Annotated in this window: 12 protein-coding genes; 7 read left to right on the plus strand and 5 right to left on the minus strand. The window is 53.3% G+C overall.

The window, feature by feature from the left end; all coding sequences use genetic code 11:
- Positions 1–8 precede the first annotated feature (8 nt).
- On the plus strand, positions 9–2378 hold the full coding sequence (locus Q4E93_RS31370; protein WP_303591901.1) for an ABC transporter permease: 2370 nt from the start codon (positions 9–11) through the stop codon (positions 2376–2378).
- A gap of 46 nt (positions 2379–2424) precedes the next feature.
- On the opposite strand, the gene Q4E93_RS31375 is transcribed toward Q4E93_RS31370, so the two are convergent.
- Positions 2425–3519, minus strand: a complete 1095-nt coding sequence (locus Q4E93_RS31375; protein ID WP_303591902.1) for a hypothetical protein — start codon at positions 3517–3519, stop codon at positions 2425–2427.
- Positions 3520–3587: 68 nt separating this feature from the next.
- On the opposite strand from Q4E93_RS31375, the gene Q4E93_RS31380 reads away from it, so the two are divergent.
- Both Q4E93_RS31380 and Q4E93_RS31385 read left to right on the plus strand, forming a co-directional pair.
- On the plus strand, positions 3588–4874 hold the full coding sequence (locus Q4E93_RS31380) for an NCS2 family permease (RefSeq protein ID WP_303591903.1): 1287 nt from the start codon (positions 3588–3590) through the stop codon (positions 4872–4874).
- Between the two features lies 1 nt (position 4875).
- Complete coding sequence (locus tag Q4E93_RS31385) at positions 4876–5736, plus strand: 5'-methylthioadenosine/adenosylhomocysteine nucleosidase (protein WP_303591904.1); 861 nt, start codon at positions 4876–4878, stop codon at positions 5734–5736.
- Here Q4E93_RS31385 and Q4E93_RS31390 read toward each other — a convergent pair.
- From Q4E93_RS31390 to Q4E93_RS31405, 4 genes are all read right to left on the minus strand, one after another.
- On the minus strand, positions 5687–8185 hold the full coding sequence (locus Q4E93_RS31390) for a choice-of-anchor Q domain-containing protein (protein WP_303591905.1): 2499 nt from the start codon (positions 8183–8185) through the stop codon (positions 5687–5689). The two genes, Q4E93_RS31385 and Q4E93_RS31390, sit on opposite strands and share 50 nt — an antisense overlap.
- Positions 8186–8294: 109 nt before the next feature.
- Positions 8295–9050 carry a LytR/AlgR family response regulator transcription factor gene (locus Q4E93_RS31395; protein WP_303591906.1) on the minus strand — a complete coding sequence of 252 codons (756 nt, stop codon included), beginning with the start codon at positions 9048–9050 and terminating at the stop codon, positions 8295–8297.
- A 10-nt stretch (positions 9051–9060) separates the two neighbouring features.
- Entirely contained in the window at positions 9061–12030 is a 2970-nt protein-coding gene (locus Q4E93_RS31400) for a sensor histidine kinase (RefSeq protein ID WP_303591907.1), read from the minus strand.
- 2 nt (positions 12031–12032) lie between these two features.
- Positions 12033–15005 (minus strand): sensor histidine kinase, encoded by a 2973-nt coding sequence (locus tag Q4E93_RS31405; protein WP_303591908.1) that lies wholly within the window; start codon positions 15003–15005, stop codon positions 12033–12035.
- Positions 15006–15090: 85 nt separating this feature from the next.
- Between Q4E93_RS31405 and Q4E93_RS31410 the strand changes: the two genes are divergently transcribed.
- The 4 genes from Q4E93_RS31410 to Q4E93_RS31425 all read left to right on the plus strand — a co-directional run bounded on the left by Q4E93_RS31410 (position 15091) and on the right by Q4E93_RS31425 (position 22155).
- Positions 15091–16410, plus strand: coding sequence for a M24 family metallopeptidase (locus Q4E93_RS31410; RefSeq protein ID WP_303591909.1), 1320 nt, complete (start codon positions 15091–15093; stop codon positions 16408–16410).
- A 210-nt stretch (positions 16411–16620) separates the two neighbouring features.
- Positions 16621–17214, plus strand: coding sequence for a hypothetical protein (locus tag Q4E93_RS31415; protein ID WP_303591910.1), 594 nt, complete (start codon positions 16621–16623; stop codon positions 17212–17214).
- A gap of 91 nt (positions 17215–17305) precedes the next feature.
- Complete coding sequence (locus tag Q4E93_RS31420; protein ID WP_303591911.1) at positions 17306–20665, plus strand: SusC/RagA family TonB-linked outer membrane protein; 3360 nt, start codon at positions 17306–17308, stop codon at positions 20663–20665.
- Positions 20666–20667: 2 nt separating this feature from the next.
- Positions 20668–22155 carry a RagB/SusD family nutrient uptake outer membrane protein gene (locus tag Q4E93_RS31425; protein WP_303591912.1) on the plus strand — a complete coding sequence of 496 codons (1488 nt, stop codon included), beginning with the start codon at positions 20668–20670 and terminating at the stop codon, positions 22153–22155.
- Positions 22156–22188 lie beyond the last annotated feature (33 nt).

A 22188-nucleotide genomic window follows, 5' to 3' on the forward strand; every position in this document is an offset into this window, starting at 1 on the left:
ATGATCTCATGTTTAAAGCATATGTGAAGACGGCGTGGCGGAATATCCGGCGCACACCCGGTTACAGCAGTCTGAATATTCTCGGCCTGGCCATTGGCATGGGCGTGGCGCTGCTCATCGGCCTGTGGGTATACGATCAGTATTCCTATGACAGGTCCCTCCCGGACAATGAACGATTGTACCGTGTCCAGCGCAACTTCGACAGCAACGGCGATACGCTGACCTTCCTGACTACTTCCCTGAAGCTGGCGGAAGTGCTTCGGACACAGATCCCGGAGATCGAATATGTGGCCGAGAGCGATTGGATGGGTTCGCATGGGCTCATGGCAGGAGACAGGAAAATTTACCAGGCCGGCGGTACGGTCGGCAGTGACTTCCTGAAAATGTTTCAATTTCCCCTGGTACAGGGCAATGCCGGCGTCATCCTGAATGATCCCTATTCCATCGTGCTCACCCAATCCACGGCAACGGCGCTTTTCGGTACGGATGATCCCATGGGCAAAATGGTCCGCTTCGACAATAGCCACGATCTGAAGGTCACCGGGATCCTGAAGGACTTACCCGCCAATTCATCTTTTTCATTCAATTTCCTCGTACCATTCAGCTACCTGGATCAGACGCAGCCCGACATAAAGAACCGCAGGACGGGCAGCTTTGGCGGCAATGGCTACCAGATCTTTGTGAAGTTGAAAAGGGGCGCGGAGTACGGAAGGGTCTATGCTAAAATACGCGATATCGAACATACGGAGAAGGGCAACAGGAACGCGATGAACTCTTACGTCACGCTGCAGCCCCTGCTCCGGTGGCATCTGTATTCCAACTATAAGAACGGCGAGGACCAGGCCGGCTTCCTGGAATACGTACGCATGTTCAGCATCATCGGGATATTGGTGCTGCTGATCGCCTGCATCAATTTTATCAACCTGACCACCGCCCGGAGTGAAAGGAGAGCAAGGGAAGTGGGGGTGCGGAAAGCCATCGGCTCCCGACGGATAGACCTCATCATCCAATTCCTCACGGAATCCTTTTTCCTGACGCTGATATCCTTTGCCTTCTCGATGATCCTGGTACAGCTGGCATTGCCACCGTTCAATACGTTGACGGGAAGCAAGATCACCATGCCCTATGGCAGCATCGTTTTCTGGATAGCGGCATTGGTTTTCGTAGTCATTACGGCTTTGATCGCCGGCAGCAGGCCCGCCTTTTATCTGTCCTCTTTCCAGCCCGTAAAAGTGTTAAAGGGCGCCTTACAGATCGGTAAGGCGGCCTCATGGCCGAGACGGATCATGGTCGTGCTGCAATTCACCTGCTCCGTCGCTTTCATCATCAGTACGATCATCGTTTACAGGCAGATCCAATATGCGAAGAACAGGCCCAGCGGCTATGAACTGAACAGGCTGGTGCAGACGGAGGCAAGTCCGGACCTTCATAAAAATTTCACAGCGCTTAAAAATGAATTGCTGCAAACAGGCGTAGCAGAGAGCGTCACTTCGGCCACCAGCCCTGCCACGGATATCCATTGGCATATGGACATCGATAACTGGCCGGGAAAACATCCGGGTGAGACCGTGGAAATGGGAGCGATCCAGGTCTGCGGAGATTATTTTAAGACAATGGGCATGGTGATGAAGGAAGGCCGGGATTTTGAAGTGAATGATACATCCAAAATCATACTCAATGAGATGGCCGTCCGCCGGCTTCGGCTTAAGGACCCGGTAGGCCAGGTGATGACTTTGGACGACAGGCCATTCAGGATCATCGGGGTGGTGAAAGATGCGCTGATGCTATCTCCTTTTGCGGGGGCTGACCCGACCATGTTCGCTTTTAGCCCGGAGGAACAGGGCAATATATTGTACCGATTGTCCGCTCGCATGGGAACGCAGGAGGCCGTATCCCGATCGGCGGCCATCTTTAATAAATATAATCCCGCTTTCCCTTACTCATATACTTTCGCGGACGAGCGCTATGCCGCAAAATTTAAGCTGGAAGTGCTCATCGGAAAACTGGCCGGTCTCTTCGCAGGCCTGGCCATCTTCATCTCCTGCCTGGGGCTGCTCGGTCTCGCCGCCTATGTCGCGGAAAGGCGGACAAAAGAGATCGGTATCCGGAAAGTGCTGGGCGCTTCCGTCTCCCAGGTATGGCTGTTGCTTACCAAAGATTTTCTCCTGCTGGTGGTCGTCAGCTGCGTCATCGCATCGCCGCTTGCATTCTATTTTCTGCACGGCTGGCTGGCGAAATATGATTATCGCATCAGCATCGGAGCAGGCGTCTTTATCCTGGCAGGCCTCATGGCAGTGGTGCTGACCATCCTTACTATTAGTTTTCAGGCCATCAGGGCTGCTACGGAGAACCCGGTGAAGAAGCTACGGGCGGAGTGATTCTCTGTTGGATGAGCCGGCGGGGATCATTCTATGCGCGTACCCGTCAGGGGATCGTAGTATCCCCCTTTTTCTTTTGGGCCACCGGTATGAACGCGCCGTCCAGGTAGTCCAGCTTCATCAAAAAGGTCTTTTTCACGGAAGTATTCCAGAAAGCCACCGCAATGGGCATGCCCACAGCCAACTGGCTGATGGTCCATATCATAAACAAACCTGCGCTGGCAAAATTCGTTCCTGAAACTTTTATCTTGCCGATGTAAAAGAAGTCAGTGCCTTTCTTCACCAGCGGGTAATAGCCATAGGAGGTCGATAGATAGATCTTTCCATGGCGGACAAACGCATATAAGTCATCATGTTCCAGATTTTTGTTTCGCTCTGCAGGGGTATTGGCAAGGACCTCGAGGACATTCTCACCGTCCATCGGCGCGATGAATTCGGGATAGCTGGGCCGGGCGGAGGAAAAAGCGGCGAAATCTTTATAAATGCCGTCCGGAAGGCTGTCCAGCTTGTATAGAGGAATGCTTTTTTTCTCTATTTCGTCAATATCCCTGATATCGTCCATGCCAAGATAGTCTGTATTGCCTGTCTCCAGGCGGAGGCTATTATATATGAAACGACAGAAGATGCTGTCACTGGCGGCAAAGAGACGTTTCCGCAGGCTGCTTTTGAAGATGGTGCCATAGTTGATCTCCAGTAAGGTATCCAGAACGGCCAGCTTCTGATAGCTATTCTCGCTGCGCACGTACAGGAATGCCCTGATGAACGAGCAGCCTTTATGGGAGAATCGGGTAGGAAGGTCGAAAAAGCTGAACCGCTTCAGCTGCAGCAGGAGCTCCACATCACGGGCCGTTGAATCTGTCATGTCGTGCAGCAGCTGGCTGAATTGCTCGCCCAAAGGCCGCGCCGGCATGACGACCTTGTCAAAAGCCGCATTCGCGGCAATAATGCCCAGGTTGGATGTATCCACCCTGCTGTCGATGAATTGCATACGCCGGTACAGGCTATGGGATACTTTCATGGCGGGGGTGGAGAGGGCGAAGCGCACCGTGTCCGGCTTTTCCGGTGTGACGTCGTCATCCTGGGCTTGTACAGTGAGATATAGCAGGCTCACAGCCGTAAATAGGGTCCAGCGTCTAAACATAGCAGGGGTTTGGGATGAGGGTTCGACCGTAAAGATATTACTTTGTATCTTTAGCGGCAAGCATCCGCATGACAGGTACTACACCACCCACCAAAGCTTCGACCGAAATATTAGCGGGGATATCCACCTTCCTGGCTGCCAGCTACATCATCGTCGTCAACCCATCGATCCTCAGTCAGACAGGGATGCCCTTTTCAGCCGTGCTCACCGCCACGGTGCTGGTGTCCTGCTTCAGCAGCCTGATGATGGGGCTGTACGCACGCAACCCTATCCTGGTGGCGCCAGGTATGGGACTGAACGCCTTCTTTACTTTCTCGGCCGTCATCGGAATGAAAGTTCCCTGGCCCGTTGCATTGGGCGCCGTCTTCTGGTCCGGCATTATTTTCCTGCTCTTATCGGTCTTCAATATACGTACCTACATCGTGCGTGCCATTCCCCGGCCCTTGCGTTATGCCATTGCCGCCGGGATCGGCCTTTTTATCACCCTGATAGGGCTGGTGAATGCGCATTTCATTGTCGCCAATCCCGCCACCATCGTAGGGATAGGACGGCTGACGCCGGCATTGCTGACTTTCCTGGCGGGACTGCTGATCACGGCCGGCCTGCTCCTGAAGAAAGTGAAAGGAGGCCTTTTGCTGGGCATTCTCATCACGACCTTCCTGGCCTGGCCCCTGGGGCGCTGGTGGGGGACGGAGACGCTGGTCAATGGACAGGGCGTCGTGGCAGCGCCGGATTTTAGCCTCTTGTTCAGGCTGGACCTGGTGCATTCTCTAAAATGGTCCGTAGCGCCCGTGATCTTCGCCTTTGTGTTCACGGACATGTTCGACAGCCTCTCCACTTTTGTAGGATTGGCGGAAGCCGCCGACCTGCTGGATGACAATGGGGAACCACGCCATATCCAGCGCTCCCTGATCACCGACGCAGTGGCCACTACGCTGGCGGGACTCGTGGGCTCCAGCCCGGGCACCGCCTATATCGAGTCGGCCGTAGGCATCGAGTCGGGAGGACGGCGTGGACTGACGGCAGTGACGGCCGGACTGTTGTTCCTGCCTTTTTTATTTTTAGCGCCGCTGCTGTCCGCAGTGCCTGCCATCGCAACGGCGCCGGCCCTGGTGCTGGTGGGAGTGTTCATGATCCGCCCCGTGATAAAGATCCACTGGCTGCAGCTGGAGGAAGCCATCCCCGCTTTTCTGGCCATGGTGCTGATACCGTTTACTTATTCTATTACCCAGGGGATCACCTGGGGCTTCCTTAGCTGGACAGTCATGCAGGTGCTGGCCGGAAAGGGACGCACCATCAGCCCCGCATTGTGGACAATAGACCTTTTTGCCATCGCAGCATTAATACTCGCATAACATGAGACCTAAGTTTTTTCTTTTACTCACGCTGACATGCATCATCTTCACCGGCGCAGGCGCGCAGGTCACGGGCATCCTGGGCGCGTTTGGCGACGAGACCACCTTATTGCTGACCCAGGTACGGCAAAAGAAAGATGTTGTCATTCAACAGATCCATTTTACACAGGGAATGCTGAGAGGACGCCCGGTGGTCGTAGCCCTTTCCGGCGTGGGCAAAGTGAACGCCGCCATCACCACCACGCTGATGCTGGAACATTTTCACCCCTCGGAAATTATTTTCACGGGCATAGCGGGGGCGGTAGACCCGGCCTTATCGCCCGGCGACCTGGTCATCGGGACGGAGGTCGGCTATCATGATTATGGCGCCTTACGGCCGGATAGCCTGGAACATTGGCGCACGCGCAACCCGGTGACGAATGAGCAAAACCCCTTGTATTTCCCCTGCGATACGCGATTGGTACAGTTGGCCCTCATCGCCGCAAAGACGACGAAGCTGGAAAAGACGGGCGGTGAAAAGGACAGCGTCATGCCCAGGATCATCAAAGGACGTATTGTCACCGGCGACCAGTTCATCTCTTCGGAGACAGCCACGGCGGCGTTATACAGACAGCTGCAGGCTTCGGCCACGGAGATGGAAGGGGCCGCGGTGGCCCAGGCCTGCCGGCAGCAGCAGGTGCCATTCGTCATCATCCGCAGCATGAGCGACAAGGCGGGTAACAATGCCCATGTCGACATGGAATCCTTTTATCACATCGCGGCGCGCAATTCCGCCAACCTGGTGATGAACATGGTGGAGATGCTGGTCCGTCCTAATGCTTCACCAACTTCACCGTCCGCACATTCCCTTTCACGTCCATGATCTGCAGCAGGTAAATACCTTTCGGCAGGGAGCCCATATTGAATAGTATGCTTCCATCGCCCGCCGGCGCCAGGACACGCAGCTTTTGTCCTGCGGTGCTGTACAGCGTCACCGACCGGATATATTTGCCGCCAGTGATCTGCACCATGTCGGTCACGGGATTCGGTGTTACGGTTAAGGCTGGCTGCACATCTGGCAGCCCGATGGAGTTATTATAAAGAAGGACATGGGCTGCAGAAGATCCGCCGGACACATATTCCAATGCACCGATGTCACTGGCGGGCCCCTGCGGGCGGGTGACATAGTAATAGTCATAGGACACAGTGGGACTGGCGCCATCCGATGCATCGATCAGGGGGCTGCCGGACAGCAGTTGCCAGTTGGCCGTATCCAAACCTGCCGCAGCCGCTGTCTGATACACCCGGTTGTTACTCGTGTCGCAAACCTTTGGACCCGCAGGGAAGGAGATGACATAGCGGCCTCTGCCTGCCGGATCATAGGACCGGTCGATCTCCGGCGCTACGATGACATTATGCCGGACGGTTGAACTGTCTGAGTAGAGGTCTACCACCATTCCGTAATAGTCACCGTTGTAGGACGACCGGTGTGTGCTGTAAACGGTGTTATGATAGATCTCGCTCTTACAGGGTGAGATATATCCCATTCCATGATCTATGTCGCCTACGCCATTATTGGGCGACATCTCCACCATGCTATAGGACAGCTTATGGTGCGAGATATTATTATAGATCCTGTACCTGGCGCTGGTACCACTATATCCCGGCAGCCCGTTGAATTGGAGGGGCACCAGCCTGAGATCGTTGGCATAACTGTTGGAAAATACGTTGTTGCTGAGATCTCCCCAGCCATGTAGAACGACAAAGCCCGTATGCGTGCCTTTAAATGACCCGTTGTCGGCGAGGATATTATCGCATTTATTGTTGATGAACCTGACATTGAAGGCCTTCATTACCACGGCCGCAGGGGCTATATTGCCCGTATTGGTCATATTTTTAAATGTATTGCCGACAATGCTGATATCGAGCAGCAGGTTCCAGGTGCTGTCGGCATTGTTCTGGATAAAAGTCGCGTTGGTGGCGCCATCGAAGATATTGTTATACCAGCCGATGCCATAAATGGTGGTCTTTTTTGTGCCGTCGAAATAGAGCCTGGCCCATTTATCTCCCAGGGCGAACATATAGTTATTGTTAAGGTTCCGGAACGTCCCGTTCCAGAAGGAGATGTCATGGCAATAGTTGTCTATTTGCGCAAAAATACCGGCATAATTATTCACGTTGACCCCCAGCACCTTTACGAAAGACACGCTGTCCCAGGTGCCTGAAACGAAACCCCAGGTGGTGGTGAATACGCTGCCCGGCAAAAATTTGAATACGATAGTGTCGGCGGATGTCCCATTGATATGATCGACGCTCAGGTGGTCCCAGGTACAGCTGCCGGAGAAGACCAGGGTGTCGCCGGCCTGGAGACTGATGCCGGCTGCCGACAAACTACCGGGGTTGATCGTCAGGCTGGTGCCGCATCCGGGCCAGTTATAAGAAGCGTGTGTGGCAGGCGGAGGGGACGTGGTCCCCCTGTTCTTGCTGAGGAACCACTCGTACAGGTTAGGGGCTGCAGTGAAATAAGCTACAGCAGGTCCTCCCCCGGAAAAGGAGCTGGAGCTGTCAACGCTCCGGGTGATATGCCCTGTATCGTAAGCATTGATCCAGGCGCCGGCATGTCCGCCTGAAGTGTAGTAGGTTGTCCTCAGCCGGGGACTGTCCGAAGGACAGTTATACGCTTCCACCAACATCCCATGCTGAGTAGCGCCTACAGATACGGTGGCGTCATCCTTGCAATGAAAAGCCCATACGGGCAAGTGGGATGTCCCGATGGTAGAACAATATTTAGCGTCGTTCATTTCCTGGAGGCCGGCTACGGGTGCCGCCGCTGCGATCTGCTGATCCCAGGACAGGCTGTCGGTGATAAAATTCCACGTGCCTCCGCCACCGAGGCTCAATCCTGTGAGGTAGATGCGGTTGGTATCCACATTCAGGTTGGCCTTCGCATAGGCGATCATGTTTTTCACCGGTGCGAGATCCCAGGAGCCATTGCCGCCGGCGTATTTCTTTGGGGACAGTACATAAAAGGTGGAAGTAACGCTTCCTGCGGTAAACCGCATGGAAGCGCCGTGGGCGCAGTAATAGGGGATGGTCCCGCTGACGGAGGCAATGACGGAAGGATCAGTGCCCGCCACTTCTCCGGCGCCATGTAAAAAAATGATCAACGGATGTTTGGTGGAACTGGCGGAATCCGCCGGCTTGAAAAGCAGGAAGTCCGTCGTTCCCGACCCATACACATTTGTCATCGTGCGGGCATACTGACTGCCAGGAGCTTGCGAAAGGCAGGACAATGGCAGTAAAAATAAGAGGAGGTGTAATGATTTTTTCATGGCAGGTTTTATGCCATGTAATTTATGCTAATCAGGAACTTCTATGGAGTCCGTTTGACAATCGCCGCTGTTGCCCGGCTAAGTGAGCCTATTGCCTGATAACTGCAACTTATCCGGCGTTGGGCAGGAACCTGTCCATGAATTCCGCCTTCCTCCGCTGGGACACCTGTAGCTTCATGCCATCCGCCAGGACAACGGAACCCCCTTTCCCCTTTACGTATTGTGTTACCCAGCGCATATTGATCATAATGCTGTGATGAATACGAAAAAAGTTGTTTTGAGCCAACTGGTGTTCAAACGTGCCGAGGTTGCGGGAGGATATCACTTTTGACTTATTGGAGAGATAAAACGTCGTGTACATGCCGTCCGACTTGCACCAGAGGATGTCTTCCAGATGGATGAAATCAAAGCCGGAAGCCATGGGGATGGCTATTTTTTCCTGTCCCCCCTGTTGAACCAGTTTTTTTAGCAGGGTTTCCACCGTATTGTATTGCACCTTTTCAGCCAGCCTTTTTCGCAGCCTTTCCACAGTCGTTTCGAATTCGACGACGCCGATGGGTTTCAGGAGATAGTCGATGGCTGAGTGCTTGATGGCCTCGAGGGCATAGCTGTCATAGGCCGTGACGAATACCAGCTCGAATTGATGGGAAGATAGCTTATGCAAAACATCGAAACCCGTACCGTCGGCAATACGGATGTCGATAAAAACGACCTGGGGCCGAACGTCTTCTATCAGCCGGACAGCATTGCTCACATGGCCTGCCGTGCCGCATATATTACACTCCGCGGCATATTCTTTAATGAGCTGCTGCAGCACATGAGCAGATTTCTCTTCATCTTCGATGATAACGGTATTGATGGACATGGTCAGTCAGTTAAATAGGAAAGAATATTTGTACCAGGGTGCCGGTGGTGGCTGACCCGGACGAACGTTTGTCGGTTATTAAGATATGAATCTTTTCTTTTTGCAATGCATTTAAGGCATGGATTCTTCTCTCCGTAATACTTTTCCCCATGGATTGATGGCCGTCGTTGGCGGGCTCGTTTTGCCTGGATGCGTCCATTCCGGGACCATTGTCTTCGATGGTGCAGCAAATGGCGTTACCGACCCTTGTAAACCCGACAAGAAGGATCCCTTTGACGTCTTTCAGGGGGCTGATGCCGTGCTTGATCGCATTTTCCACATAAGGCTGAATGATCATAGGGGGCATCAGCTGCTGGCTGGGGTCTAGTTTCGGGGAAAGCTCGATGCGGTATTCCATCCTGTCTCCCAGGCGCAATTTTTCCAGATCAAGGTACAGCTGCAATAGTTTGATCTCATCGCGTAGCAGGATCATGGTAGCCGTGCTGTTCTGGAGGGTTTGCCTGATCAGGGTAGAAAACTTATGCAGGTAGGCGCTGGCGTTCTTTACGTCCGCGGTCATGATGTGATATTGAATGGATGCCAGGCAGTTGAAGATGAAATGCGGGTTCATCTGCGCCCGCAGCGCCATCACCTCAAGGTCCTGCATTCTCTTATTCAGCTGATCGTCCTTTTCTCTCTTCTGGCGCCTGTGGCGATGGAAAATATAGACGCCGGCGCCTGCTGCCAATGCCATGAGCAGATAGGAAGATAAAATGAACCAGGTGGTCAGCCAGAAGGGAGGCGGATGCATAATGAATATCGTCCTGGAACGTTCGCTTCTTTTTCCCCATCTGTCGATGGCCCTTACTTCCAGCGCATAATTTCCGAATGGCAGGCCGGGAAATTCAATGCTGTTATTGGTGATGTGATTCCAGTTGCTGTCCGGGCCCTTCAGGCGGTATTCATAGGATATTTCCTTCCCGCTGCGAAAGGAAATGCCGGACAGCTCGATCAGCAGCCTCGTTTTTTGCGGCCCCAGCGATAGGGTGTCTTTTAGGTCCAATGCCGAGTCACCTGCTACGATGCGGGTAATATTGATCAGGGGGCGCCAGACGGAATGACTGACATAATCCTTTGAAAAGAATGAAATGCCTCTTGCAGTAGCTGCCCAGATATATTGGCCCGCGACAACGGTCTGGTTCACGTCACTGGCAGTAAGGCCATCCTCTTCAGTGATGTTCGACAGTGTACGCGTCAGCCGCCCGTGATCCCAATGGTAATTGATCCTGCAGATACCTTTGTCTGTGGAAACCCAGCAGGTGCTGTCGTTGAAAGAAATGTGCTTGCAAAGGTTGCTGGGAAGACCTTGTTCCCGGGTGAGCTGCAAGGTCTTGCCGTTTTTCAGGATTACCACACCCTGATCGGTGGAGACCCAGAGGGAAGAGTCGGGGGCTATATCGATGTGATTGATCACACCGGCGAGCGAAAGGTTATTTTCACCCAGGTTGGTGGTGGAGTCTCCGGTAGTGAGATACAAGCCCTGCAGGCTGCCCCAATAATAGTAGTGCTCATTCCATCCTGTGATGCAGGTGGCGCGAATTCCCTTTATCGAGCCTGTCCACCGTCCGGTTGTTTTCAGTACAATTATCCCGGTGGCGGTGGCAAGCGTGATAATACTGTCGGACGACGTATATAATGCTTTGATGGCCGCCCGCTGAAGTAAGGCCTTACTGTTTCCTCCGGGCCCGATCCGGTACAGTCCTACATCCGTGGCTGCCACCATGCCATGGGTGCCGAAAGAACCAATATCCAGGATACGATTGTTCTTATTCAGGACAGCCCATGGAGCCAGCACGCTCGCGTTGAGCCGCGCATTGTCAATGATCATGATATTGCCGTTGGAAAAGCCCGCCGCTATCCGCTGCCCGTCCAGGGCATGGATGCACCTGACGCTTTTAATAGCCAGATCGGGAGGCCCGGACACTGGATGAAAAGAAAGATTGGGTAAATAATAAACCCCATCGCTATGAGTGGTGATCCAATAGCCGCCTTCCCTGTCCTTCATGATAGAGGTGCAGAAGCTTTGGCGGAAATAGTTGAGGACAACCATTCTCCGGCCGGAGGAATACTTGATGCATTGTAACCCCTGGCTCCGGCTGCAGATCCACAGGGTCGAGTCATTTTCACTGAACAGCCGGTTGAGATCGTCCTTTTTGGATTGCTCCAACCCCAGGTCCTTCAACAGCAGCACCGGGCGGATATCTCGCATGTCCGCATGATAAAGTGAATCCCGGGTTATAAAGAATACCCCCTTCGCATCGCTTGAAATACTGGCGTATTGCTGCCAGCAGTAAGGGAGCCATGTATGGAGAATTTCAGACGTAAAGCTGTAATGTGCTTCACCCTCCCTGTTCTTTAGTGTCACCGTCTCGATCGAGTTGTTTACAATTGTAAAAAAGACATCCATATCCTTGGCGGATGCCCGCAGGCAAGGCAAGCCACGGCCATCAGGTGTCGGACGCGTATGATGAGTGAAGCTCCATTTGCCGGGCTTGTTGGCAGACTGGTAATACCCGCATAGGCGGGCTTTCCAGTCGACCTTTACCATTACGAGGGAATCTGTCAGCGCGTCCTCGCAGACAGTTCTGACGCCCAGGAGGCTGTCAAATCTGATGATGGAATTATTGTAGAAGACAGACGGCGTTCCCATCACCGAAATGAACCAGACGTTATTGTGCCTGTCGAGGTACAGCTTCACAATGTCATTGTCGGGCAGCCCATCCTCTTTGGTGAAGTTCCTGAATGTCCTGCCGTCAAACCGGCTTACGCCCTGGTTCGTGGCGAACCAGATAAACCCGTTCCTGTCCTGCAGGCTATGATAGACGATGGAACCCGGCAGCCCATCCTTTACAGTGAATTGCCGGTAGGAGAGTTCCTGGCAGCAGCAGCTGAGGCCGGTGAGTATGAACGTCAGGAGTAACGAACCACGTAATGCAGCCATAGTCAGGTACTTGAAATAGGAAAGAATAGTTGTATCAGGGTTCCGCAGGTAGGATATCCGGACGAACGTTTGTCGGTGATCAGGATATGGATCTTTTCTTTTTGTAATGCATTAAAAGTATGGATCCTTTTTTCTGTAATGCTTCTTCCCATGGATTGGTGACCATTCTCCCCGGGCGCGTTATACCCGGATGCGTCTATTCCCGGGCCATTGTCTTCGATGGTGCAGCAAATGCCGTTGTCGACCTTTTTAAACCCGACCAGCAGGATCCCTTTGACGCCTTCCAGGGGGCTGATACCGTGTTTGACCGCATTTTCCACATAAGGCTGAACGATCATAGTGGGTATCTGCTGCCGGTCGGGGTCCAGTTCCGGCGAGACTTCGACGCGGTATTCCATCCTGTCGCCCAGACGCAGCTTTTCCAGGTCAAGGTACAGCTGCAATAGTTTGATCTCATCGCGAAGCAGGATCATGGAGGCCGTGCTGTTCTGCAAGGTCTGCCTGATCAGGGTGGAAAATTTATGCAGGTAGGCGCTGGCATTCTTTACGTCCGCGTTCATGATGTGATATTGAATGGATGACAGGCAGTTGAAGATGAAATGAGGGTTCATCTGCGCACGGAGGGCCATCATCTCGAGGTCCTGCATTCTTTTGTTCAGCTGGTAGTCCTTTTCTCTTTTCTGCCGCCTGTAGCGATGGAAGATATAGACGCCTGCGCCTGCCGCCAATGCCATCAGAAGATAGGAGGATAAGATGAACCATGTGGTCAGCCAGAAAGGGGGGGAATGTCGGATATAGATCATACGGGGACTATCGCTCTTTTTTCCCCATCTATCGATGGCGCTTACCTCCAACGTATAGGTGCCGAAGGGCAACGCGGGGAATTCGATACTGCTATTGGTGATGTGCCTCCAGCTGCTGTCCAGTCCTTTTAACCTGTATTCATAGGATATTTCCCTCCCGCTGCGGAAGGAAATGCCGGACAGCTCGATCAACAGCCTCGTTTTTTGCGGTCCCAGCGATAGGGTGTCTTTTAACGCCAATGCCGAGTTATCTGCCACGATGCGGGTAATATTGATCAGCGGCAGTAAGGCGGAATGGCTGACGTAGTCCTTTGAAAAAAATGAAATGCCTCTTGCCGTAGCTGCCCAGATATACTTGCCCGCGGCAACGGTCTGGTTGACGTCATTGGCTGTAAGGCCGTCTTCTTCTGTGATGTTTGACGTCGTATGCACCAGGTGTCCGTGGTCCCAGCGGTAGTCGATCCTGCAGAGGCCTTTGTCTGTCGAGACCCAGCAGGTGCTGTCATTGAAAGAAATGTGCTTGCATAGATTGCTCGGGAGACCTTGTTCCCGGGTGAGCTGCAAGGTCCCGCCATCTTTCAGGATCACGATGCCCTGCCCGGTGGAGACCCAGACAGATGAGTCAGGCGCTATATCGATGTGATTGATGACGCCGGCAAGCGCAGGAATTCTTTTACCCAGGTTGGTGGTAGAATCCCCCCTGGTGAGATACAAGCCCTGCAAACTACCCCAATAACAATAGGTCTCATTCCATCCCGTGACGCAGGTGGCACGGGCTAGCATTATTTTTCTTTTCAATTCTCCGTCCGCAGATGCTAAAAAGACTCCATCATGAGCAGCCACCATCATGGTGCTGTCTGAGGAAGCATAAAACTCCTTAATGGCCAGGGTTAATATCCTCTTCCTGTTCCCATTCTTTTGGACGCGGTACAACCCGCCATCAGTGCCCAACAGCAATTCCTGCGTCCCCCAGGGACCTATATCCATAATACGGTTGTTCTTTTTCTGCGCGACCAACCCGGGTAGTATGCTGCTATTGAGCTGGCGATGATCGATAAGCATTACGTTGCCATCGGAAAACCCTGCCGCCACTTTCCCGCTATCCAACGCCCGGATACAGAGGACGCTCTGAGCAGCCAGGTCGGGAAAACCGGACACGGAATAAAAAGAAAGGTTGGGCAGATAGTAGACCCCATCGCTATGGGTCGTGATCCAATACCCGCCTTCCCGGTCTTTTATCAAAGAGGTACAGAAGCTTTTGGGGAAATAGGTTTGGATGACCCTGTCCCGGCTAAGCGGATAGCGTATGCGCAGTAAACCTCTATTCCTGCTGCAGATCCACAGCGTCGAGTCATTTTCGCTGAACAACGAGCTGAAATCATTATTTAGCCTTTCATCCAACCCGATGTCTTTAAGGCACAACAATGGGAGAAGCTGGTGGATATCTGCGTAATAAAGTGAATCCGTGCCTATGAAGAATACCCCTTTCTGATCGCTGGAAATACTGCTGAATTGCGGCCATCCGAAGGACAGCCAGGTATGGTTTGTGATGGCCCTGAACTGATAGTGGCTTTCCTTATACAGGCTTTTTACGACCAATTTCTGGATCGAGTCGCCACCCGTACCAGAAAAATAGACATTTATCTTTTCGGCAGCGGATGACCGCAGCACAAAAAAATCCGTACGAGCCATGATAGCGCATGAGTGGAATACAAACTTCCATTGACCAGGCCTGTTGACTGACTGGTAGTATCCTTGCTCTCCTCCGGTGGATTTGAACTGTACCATTACGATGCCATCCGTCAATCCATCCTCACATATGGAATTTATCCAGGAGCAGCTGTCGATCCGGATGATGGAATCATGATAAAATACGGAAGGGATACCCATCAGGGATATAAACCAGACATTATTGTGCTTGTCCAGGTAGAGTTTTACAATTTCATTATCCGGGAGCCCGTCCTCTTTGGAGAAATTCCTGAATGTCCTGCCGTCAAACCGGCTCACGCCCTGGTTCGTGGCAAACCATATGAACCCATTCCTGTCCTGCAGGCTTTGATAAACAATAGCGCCCGGCAGCCCGTCCTTCACAGTGAATTGCCTGTAGGAGAGTTCCTGGCAGCAGCAGCTGAGGCAGGAGAGGATAAGTGTCAGGAGCAGTGAGCCACGCATAAGGATGCAACAAATGTATGTGGAAAACAAATGTTGCCCCCGAATATTTTGTACTTTAGTACACCATACTTTAAAAGACTGTCTCATGAGCTTAAAACGAAGATCATTTCTCCGCCTGTCCGCATCCACCGCAGCCACCGGCGCGGCCCTGTTTTCCGGCTTGTCCTCTTTTACGAAGACCTCCGGCCCATCCTCCACAAGATCCTCCGGCTCCCCCGGCGGACCTGACAGCGCCCGCATCCTCGACGACCTTCGTCCCATGACGGACGACGTCGTCCCCATTACCCTGGAGGAGCGCATCGCCCGCATCCAGAAGGCACAGCGGCTCATGACGGAAAATAAGATCGAGGCCCTGATCCTGGACACCGGCACTTCCATGCAGTATTTTACAGGCGTCGGATGGTGGCCCAGCGAGAGGACGATGGTGGCCATCATCCCGGCAAAAGGCGAGATCAAATACGTCGGTCCGGCCTTCGAGGCTCAGCGGCTCCGTGAATTAATGAAGATAGGTACGGACCTGCGCGTATGGGAAGAGCATGAAAGCCCTTACAAACAGATCGCCACCGCCATAAAGGACATGGGTATCCGCATGGGTAACATAGGGATCGAGGAGCGGCTGCGGTTCTTCATCTTCGACGGGGTGAAAAAAGAAGCCTCCCATCTGAATTATGTCAGCGGCGATCCCGTCACGATGCAATGCCGCCTTATCAAATCACCCGCCGAGATCGCCCTGATGAAAAAGGCCAACGACATCACCATTGCAGCTTATAAGGCGGGCGTCGCATTATTGCATGAAGGGATGAGCCCGGCGGATTTTGGGGCCATCACGGCAGACGCGCATTCCAGGCTGGGCGCAGAGGGGGAGATCGGCGTCAACTTCGGCCAGGCATCCGCCTTCCCTCACGGCAGCATACAACCGCAGCACCTGAAAAAAGGTGACATCGTACTGATGGACGGAGGCTGCAAGGTGCAGGGATATTCTTCCGACATCAGCAGGACCATCGTTTTCGGCGCGGCCCCGACCGACCGGCAACGGCAGGTATGGGACATCGAGAAAAGATCGCAGGCGGCGGGCTTTGCCGCAGCCAGGATCGGCGCCCCTTGTGAGAATGTGGATATCGCAGCGCGGAAGGTGTTGACGGACGCTGGTTTCGGACCGGGCTATAAGATCCCGGGCTGCCCCCACCGTACGGGTCATGGCATTGGGATGGACGGTCATGAATGGGGAAATATGGTTTTGGGGAACAGGCAACCCTTGCAGCCTGGAATGTGTTTTAGTATAGAGCCCACCATCGCCATCTATGGTGAGTTCGGCATCAGGTTGGAAGATTGCGCTTATATGACGGAAGATGGCCCCCGGTGGTTCTCGGAGCCGAGCCCATCCATCGACCAGCCTTTTGCCTGATCAGGGGGTGCTCTTGGGACGTTTCAAACCCTCTGATAGTCAAAATAATAAGCTGAAATATCGACGGAGAGGCGCTATGTGAATAAATTTCCTTAAATTCAATCGAGAAGAAGCTCTCTCCTAAACATCCCCAATATCCGTAAAGAACGCATTAACCCGGCCTGTCGTTAAACTACAATCTAATTTATTCACTGCTAAATGAGAATGAAAATGAAAAGTTTTTCCCGATTATTGGCTGCCTGCGCTATCACTATAGCAACGGTAAGTATGATCTCCTGTAAAAAAGGCGACACAGGCCCGGCCGGACCGGCAGGACCCGCGGGCCCCGCAGGCGTAGCGGGCGCAATAGGGCCGACCGGACAGTCCGGCAACGCCAATGTGATGGAATATTTCTTTATCCCTAATGACAGCATCGACCTTACGCAGCCGTCGCCGAACAATGGCATCGGTCTTCTTCTCTCACTTCCCAACGATACGCTGGACCTCTCTGCCTGGTTCATGTACGTTTACAAGTTTCCCCTTTGGTATGCCATTCCCGGACACGGCGAGAACGATGCCAGCCAATACAGCTTTTCGTTCGGATACCTGGATCGGGCTAACCCCGTGGATTCGGCCTTCTTTTTCATAGACAGGGTCTCGGGCCCCGGCGAAAAATACGAAGCGCTCAAGCTGGTGCGCATTTTGACGAATGACCTCATTACCAACAGCACCGGTGGCACAGGCAGCACCGGCAGACGGCGCGGCCTGCCCAACATCGACTTCGGGAATTACGAAGAGGTCAAAAAATACTATCATCTGCAATAAGATTTCCCGTTGCAGAAAAAACCAGGCGCCTCCTCCCGGAGGTCGCCTTTCTTTGTTTTTCCAGTCATTCAATCAAAACTGCTGTTAGCATATGAGACCTGCCAGCACAATCGTACTTCTCTTATTATTGTTCTGCCTCCATGCAGCCGGCCAGACCCCTGGCCAGACCGTGAAGGTGCATGTCGCGGATGAGGCCGGGCTGCCGCTCGCGGGCATTACTGTCCAGGTGAAGGGGACGCCGAGAAAATATGTCACCAATGCCTCAGGGGATGTCACCATCAACAGTGTTCCGACGGGTGCGGTCCTTGTCTTTTCCGGGGTCAATGTCGAGGAGATCGAACTGGCCGTAGACGGCAGGGCCGAACTGACCACCCGCCTGAAGCGGAAAGTAGCGGCCCTGGAAGACGTTGTCGTCACCGGGTTCCAGCGGATCGATCGCAAAAAGTTCACGGGATCGGCGGTAACGGTGAAAGCAGACAGCATCAGGATCGACGGGGTCACCGACATCAGCAGGATGCTGGAAGGCCGTGCGGCGGGCGTTTCCATACAAAATGTGTCCGGCACTTTCGGTACTGCGCCCAAGGTGCGCATCAGGGGCGCCACTTCCATCAACGGGGAGAATAAACCGCTTTGGGTCATCGACGGAGTGGTGCTGGAAGACATCGTCAATGTCTCGAACGAGCAGCTGACCAGCGGCGATGCCAGCACGTTGCTCGGCTCTTCCGTCGCAGGGCTGAACATCAATGACATCGAAACCTTCGACATCCTGAAGGACGCTTCTGCCGCAGCCCTCTACGGCGCCCGCGCGATGAATGGCGTCATCGTCATCACTACGAAGAAAGGTAGATCAGGCACACCGGCCATCGCATACACAGGTAACTTCGGCCTTCAGTTAAGACCTTCCTATACCACGTTCGACATCATGAATTCAGCGGACCAGACATCGCTGAACGCGGAGTTGGAGCGAAAACTGATCATTTCCTATCCTCAGCTGGTGAATTCCTCCAGCTCGGGGATATACGGCGAGCTGGCCAGACTGCTGCAAACCCCCGATGCCAATGGCAATTTCGGGGTCGCCAACACCCCCGCAGCCAGGCAGGCGTGGCTGATGAAATATGCCAATATCAATACGGACTGGTTCAAGCTCCTGTTCAGGAATTCCATCACCCAGCAACACACCTTGAGCGTCTCTTCCGGGAACGACAAGGCCCAGTCCTACATCTCCACCAGCTTTTTCTACGATCCGGGATGGAGTGTAGCCGACAATGTAAAAAGCTATACGCTCAACTTCCGCCAGGATTATAACCTGACCAATAAATTGTCCTTCGGCTTTTTAGTGAATGGCAACGTCCGCCAGCAAAGGACCTCGGGGACAGAGAACAGGAATTCGGACCCGCTCGTAGGGGCCTATTCACGGGATTTCGATATCAACCCGTTCAGCTATGCCCTGAACACTTCCCGGACCCTGCCCGCCCGTAATGACGACGGCTCCTATAACTACTCGACCAAGGACTATGCTCCTTTCAATATCCTCTATGAGCTGCAGAACAACTTCACCAAACTGAACGTCCTGGACGGCAAGCTGCAAGGCCGCCTGACCTATAAGATCACCCCCCACCTCACCTATGACTTCGTCGGCGCCCTTCGCTATGCCAAGACCACAGAAGAACATGACGTACTGGATAATGCGAATGAAGCCAACGCTTACCGTGTCGGCGATCCGAACCAGCCGGGATATAACACCATCCTCAATGCAGCCAACACCCGCCTCTACCAGGACCCGGCGTTGCCTTTCAACCAGGCGGTGTCCGTATTGCCCTACGGCGGATTTTACAAGCGGGTCGACAGGACCCTGTCCAACTATACTTTCCGCAACGTGATCAGCTATTCCCAAAGCTTCGACGACAGGCAGCATCAGATCACGGCCCTGATAGGACAGGAGTATCGTTCTGTGGATCGGCAGACGGCCAATAACATCGGCGTAGGCTACCAGTATAACACAGGCGGCACACCCTTCATCAATTATCTTTTCTTCAAGAAGATGAGCGAGAGCAACGATACCTATTACGGCATGTTCTATGAGTACGAGCGGGCGGCGGCCTTCTTTGCCAATGCCCAGTATACCTATGCGGGCAAATACACCGTCATGGGTACGGTGCGCACGGATGGGTCCAACAGGATGGGGAATTCTTCCCGGGCCCGCTGGCTGCCAACCTGGACGGTGGCAGGCGTGTGGAATATCGACCAGGAAAAGTTCATGGAAGGCGTGGACAATACGCTGAGCCACCTGATGCTGAAAGGCAGCTACGGGCTGAATGCCAGCGTAGGCAATGCCATCAACAGCACTACCATCTTAAAATCCCAGATCACCAACAGGCAATACCAGGTGGACCAGCAGACTGCCATCAATATCCAGGACCTGCAGAACAAGGACCTCACCTGGGAGAAGAAATATGAGCTCAACGTAGGTGTGGACGCAGGCTTTCTGAAAGAGCGGGTCGGTCTCACCGTCGACTGGTACCATCGTAAAAGCTTCGACCTCATCGGCCTGGTACGGACGGCCGGCATCGGGGGGCAGGTGAATCAATATGCCAACTATGCCGATATGACCTCCCATGGCCTGGATGTATCCATCACGGGGAGGATCGTAGTGGCAAAGGATTGGGGGCTCAGCAGCACACTCACTTTCGGATGGAATGTAACAAAGATCACCAATCTCAGGAATACCCCCAACCTCTGGCAACTGGTGGCGGAAGGCGGCGGCGCCAAACAGGGATTTCCCGTCCGCGGCCTGTTCTCCCTTGCCAACAGAGGGCTGGACCCTTTCTGGGGCTACCCCTTATTCGTCAATGACAGCGGCAATGTAAGCCCGCAGGTCAACCTGTTAAGCCTGAACACTTCCTATCTGAAGTACGACGGGCCCGCCGATCCGACCATTACGGGCGGCTGGACCAACAACATACGGTATAAAGATTTTTCCCTGAGTGCGCTCGTGACCTACCAGGCCGGCAATAAGGTGCGGCTCCGGCCCGTCTACAGCACCTATTATTCCGACCTGGATGCATTGCCCAACGAGTTCAAGAGAAGGTTTGAAGTGATGGGGGATGACAAACTGACCAATATCCCGTCTGTGGTGATGTACCCGCAGGCCGGCTATATTTTACAGCAGCGATCGGCATTCCCCTATAATAATTATAACTATTCGACAGACAGGGTGGCGGACGGCGGATTTGTCCGGCTGAAGGCAGTGACCTTCTCTTACCTGCTGCCGCCAGCCCTTATGACCAGGGTGGGGCTGAGGACCGGTTCCGTCTCCGTTACAGGCAACAATTTATGGCTGATCTATTCCGACAGCCGCCTGCATGGACAGGACCCGGAATTTTTCACCACTGGCGGGGTCGCATTGCCAGTGAACAAACAGATCACTTTTTCACTAAAGCTTGGGCTGTAATCATGAACACCATTGAAAAGACAACAAATAACTCCGTGAACAAGAGAATATTTTATCCGATATTCTGTTTGGGTGTCTGCCTTGCAAGCTGCAATAAACAGCTGGATAAGCTCCCGGACAACAGGACCGTCATCAGCCATGTAGACCAGGTGACACAGTTGCTGACATCCGCCTATCCCCATGCGGTCTATATGGCATTCACGGAACCGCTGAGCGATAACGCGGAAGATAAAGGCACGGCGCCTGCGTCAGCCGATCCGGAATCCTACCAGATCAATTCGCAGTCTTATCGTTATGAGGATGTCACCAGCGTAAAATACGATTCCCCCATCGCTTATTGGGATTCCTGCTACAGGGCCATCGCAGTCGCCAACCAGGCGCTCACCTATTGCAATGGTCCGGATTCCGCAAATTTTGCGGCGCAGAAAGGGGAGGCGCTCGTATGCCGGGCCTATGCCCATTTTATGCTGGTATGCCTGTTCGCCAAGCCGTATGATCCCTCCACTGCGGCGGCTGATCCCGGCATTCCTTATGTCACCAAACCTCAGGGCACTGTATTTGAGAAATACCAGCGAGGCACCGTCCAGTCCGTATACGACAATATAGAGAGCGACCTCACCCGGGGCCTGAGCCTTATACAGGATAAAACCTATGGGACGGCTCCCAAGTTCCATTTCACCCTGCAGGCAGCGCATGCTTTTGCTTCGAGGTTCTATTTGTTCAAGCAGGACTTAGCCCGGGTGATCACCCATGCATCGGCCGTCTTCGGCACTGCCAATCCCGCCAGCCTGATCCGGAACCCGGTGGTGGATTACGCGACCCTGCAGTACCAGCAGCTGGCCATCAAGTATGTCTCCTCTTCAGAGAATGCCAATATCCTGCTGCAGGAAGCCCAGAGCAGCTATTTCGACAACTACGCCCAATACAGGTATGGCTACGGCCAGGGCCTGAATGCCAATTTCTTTAACGGGCCCAACGTCACCGGCGGCGAAATCGGCATCATCACCTATGGCGCTACGCCGCAGGTGTTCAACTTCCCCAAATGGAGCCCCTATTCCACAGGCAACGGCAGATATGGATTATTTCCCCTTTTCAGCATGGAAGAAGTGTTGATGAACAGAGCGGAAGCCTACGCCCGGACGAACAATACCACTGCCGCCCTCGCTGATCTGAACACATGGGTAAGCAGGAACATCAATAACTACAATCCGTCCAGCCATAACGTCACCGCGACAAAAGCCAGGAATTTTTACGGGACATCCAACACTTCGCTCGCCCTGGTCCTGGCGGCCCTGGACTTCAAGCGCTTTACGTATATGCAGGAAGGTTTAAGATGGTTCGACGTCATTCGCCTGGGGATCTCGGTGGTAAGATATGCCGGCTCCGACTTTTCGACTGTCGTGGAGGTCATCCGGTATGATGACAAAAGAAGGGTACTACAGCTGCCTCCGGAAGCCGTCAATGCCGGTCTTGAACTGAATCCAAGGTAGCTCCTGTGAAACTAAAAATATAATGATAAAAAT

Source organism: Flavitalea plasmicola (genome assembly GCF_030546645.1).
Classification (GTDB): Bacteria; Bacteroidota; Bacteroidia; order Chitinophagales; family Chitinophagaceae; genus Puia.

Coding starts and splice junctions, on each gene's coding strand:
- Q4E93_RS31370 (WP_303591901.1), top strand. CDS start 9: ATGTTTAAAGCATATGTGAAGACGGCGTGGCGGAATATCCGGCGCACA.
- Q4E93_RS31375 (WP_303591902.1), bottom strand. CDS start 3,519: ATGTTTAGACGCTGGACCCTATTTACGGCTGTGAGCCTGCTATATCTC.
- Q4E93_RS31380 (WP_303591903.1), top strand. CDS start 3,588: ATGACAGGTACTACACCACCCACCAAAGCTTCGACCGAAATATTAGCG.
- Q4E93_RS31385 (WP_303591904.1), top strand. CDS start 4,876: ATGAGACCTAAGTTTTTTCTTTTACTCACGCTGACATGCATCATCTTC.
- Q4E93_RS31390 (WP_303591905.1), bottom strand. CDS start 8,185: ATGAAAAAATCATTACACCTCCTCTTATTTTTACTGCCATTGTCCTGC.
- Q4E93_RS31395 (WP_303591906.1), bottom strand. CDS start 9,050: ATGTCCATCAATACCGTTATCATCGAAGATGAAGAGAAATCTGCTCAT.
- Q4E93_RS31400 (WP_303591907.1), bottom strand. CDS start 12,030: ATGGCTGCATTACGTGGTTCGTTACTCCTGACGTTCATACTCACCGGC.
- Q4E93_RS31405 (WP_303591908.1), bottom strand. CDS start 15,005: ATGCGTGGCTCACTGCTCCTGACACTTATCCTCTCCTGCCTCAGCTGC.
- Q4E93_RS31410 (WP_303591909.1), top strand. CDS start 15,091: ATGAGCTTAAAACGAAGATCATTTCTCCGCCTGTCCGCATCCACCGCA.
- Q4E93_RS31415 (WP_303591910.1), top strand. CDS start 16,621: ATGAAAAGTTTTTCCCGATTATTGGCTGCCTGCGCTATCACTATAGCA.
- Q4E93_RS31420 (WP_303591911.1), top strand. CDS start 17,306: ATGAGACCTGCCAGCACAATCGTACTTCTCTTATTATTGTTCTGCCTC.
- Q4E93_RS31425 (WP_303591912.1), top strand. CDS start 20,668: ATGAACACCATTGAAAAGACAACAAATAACTCCGTGAACAAGAGAATA.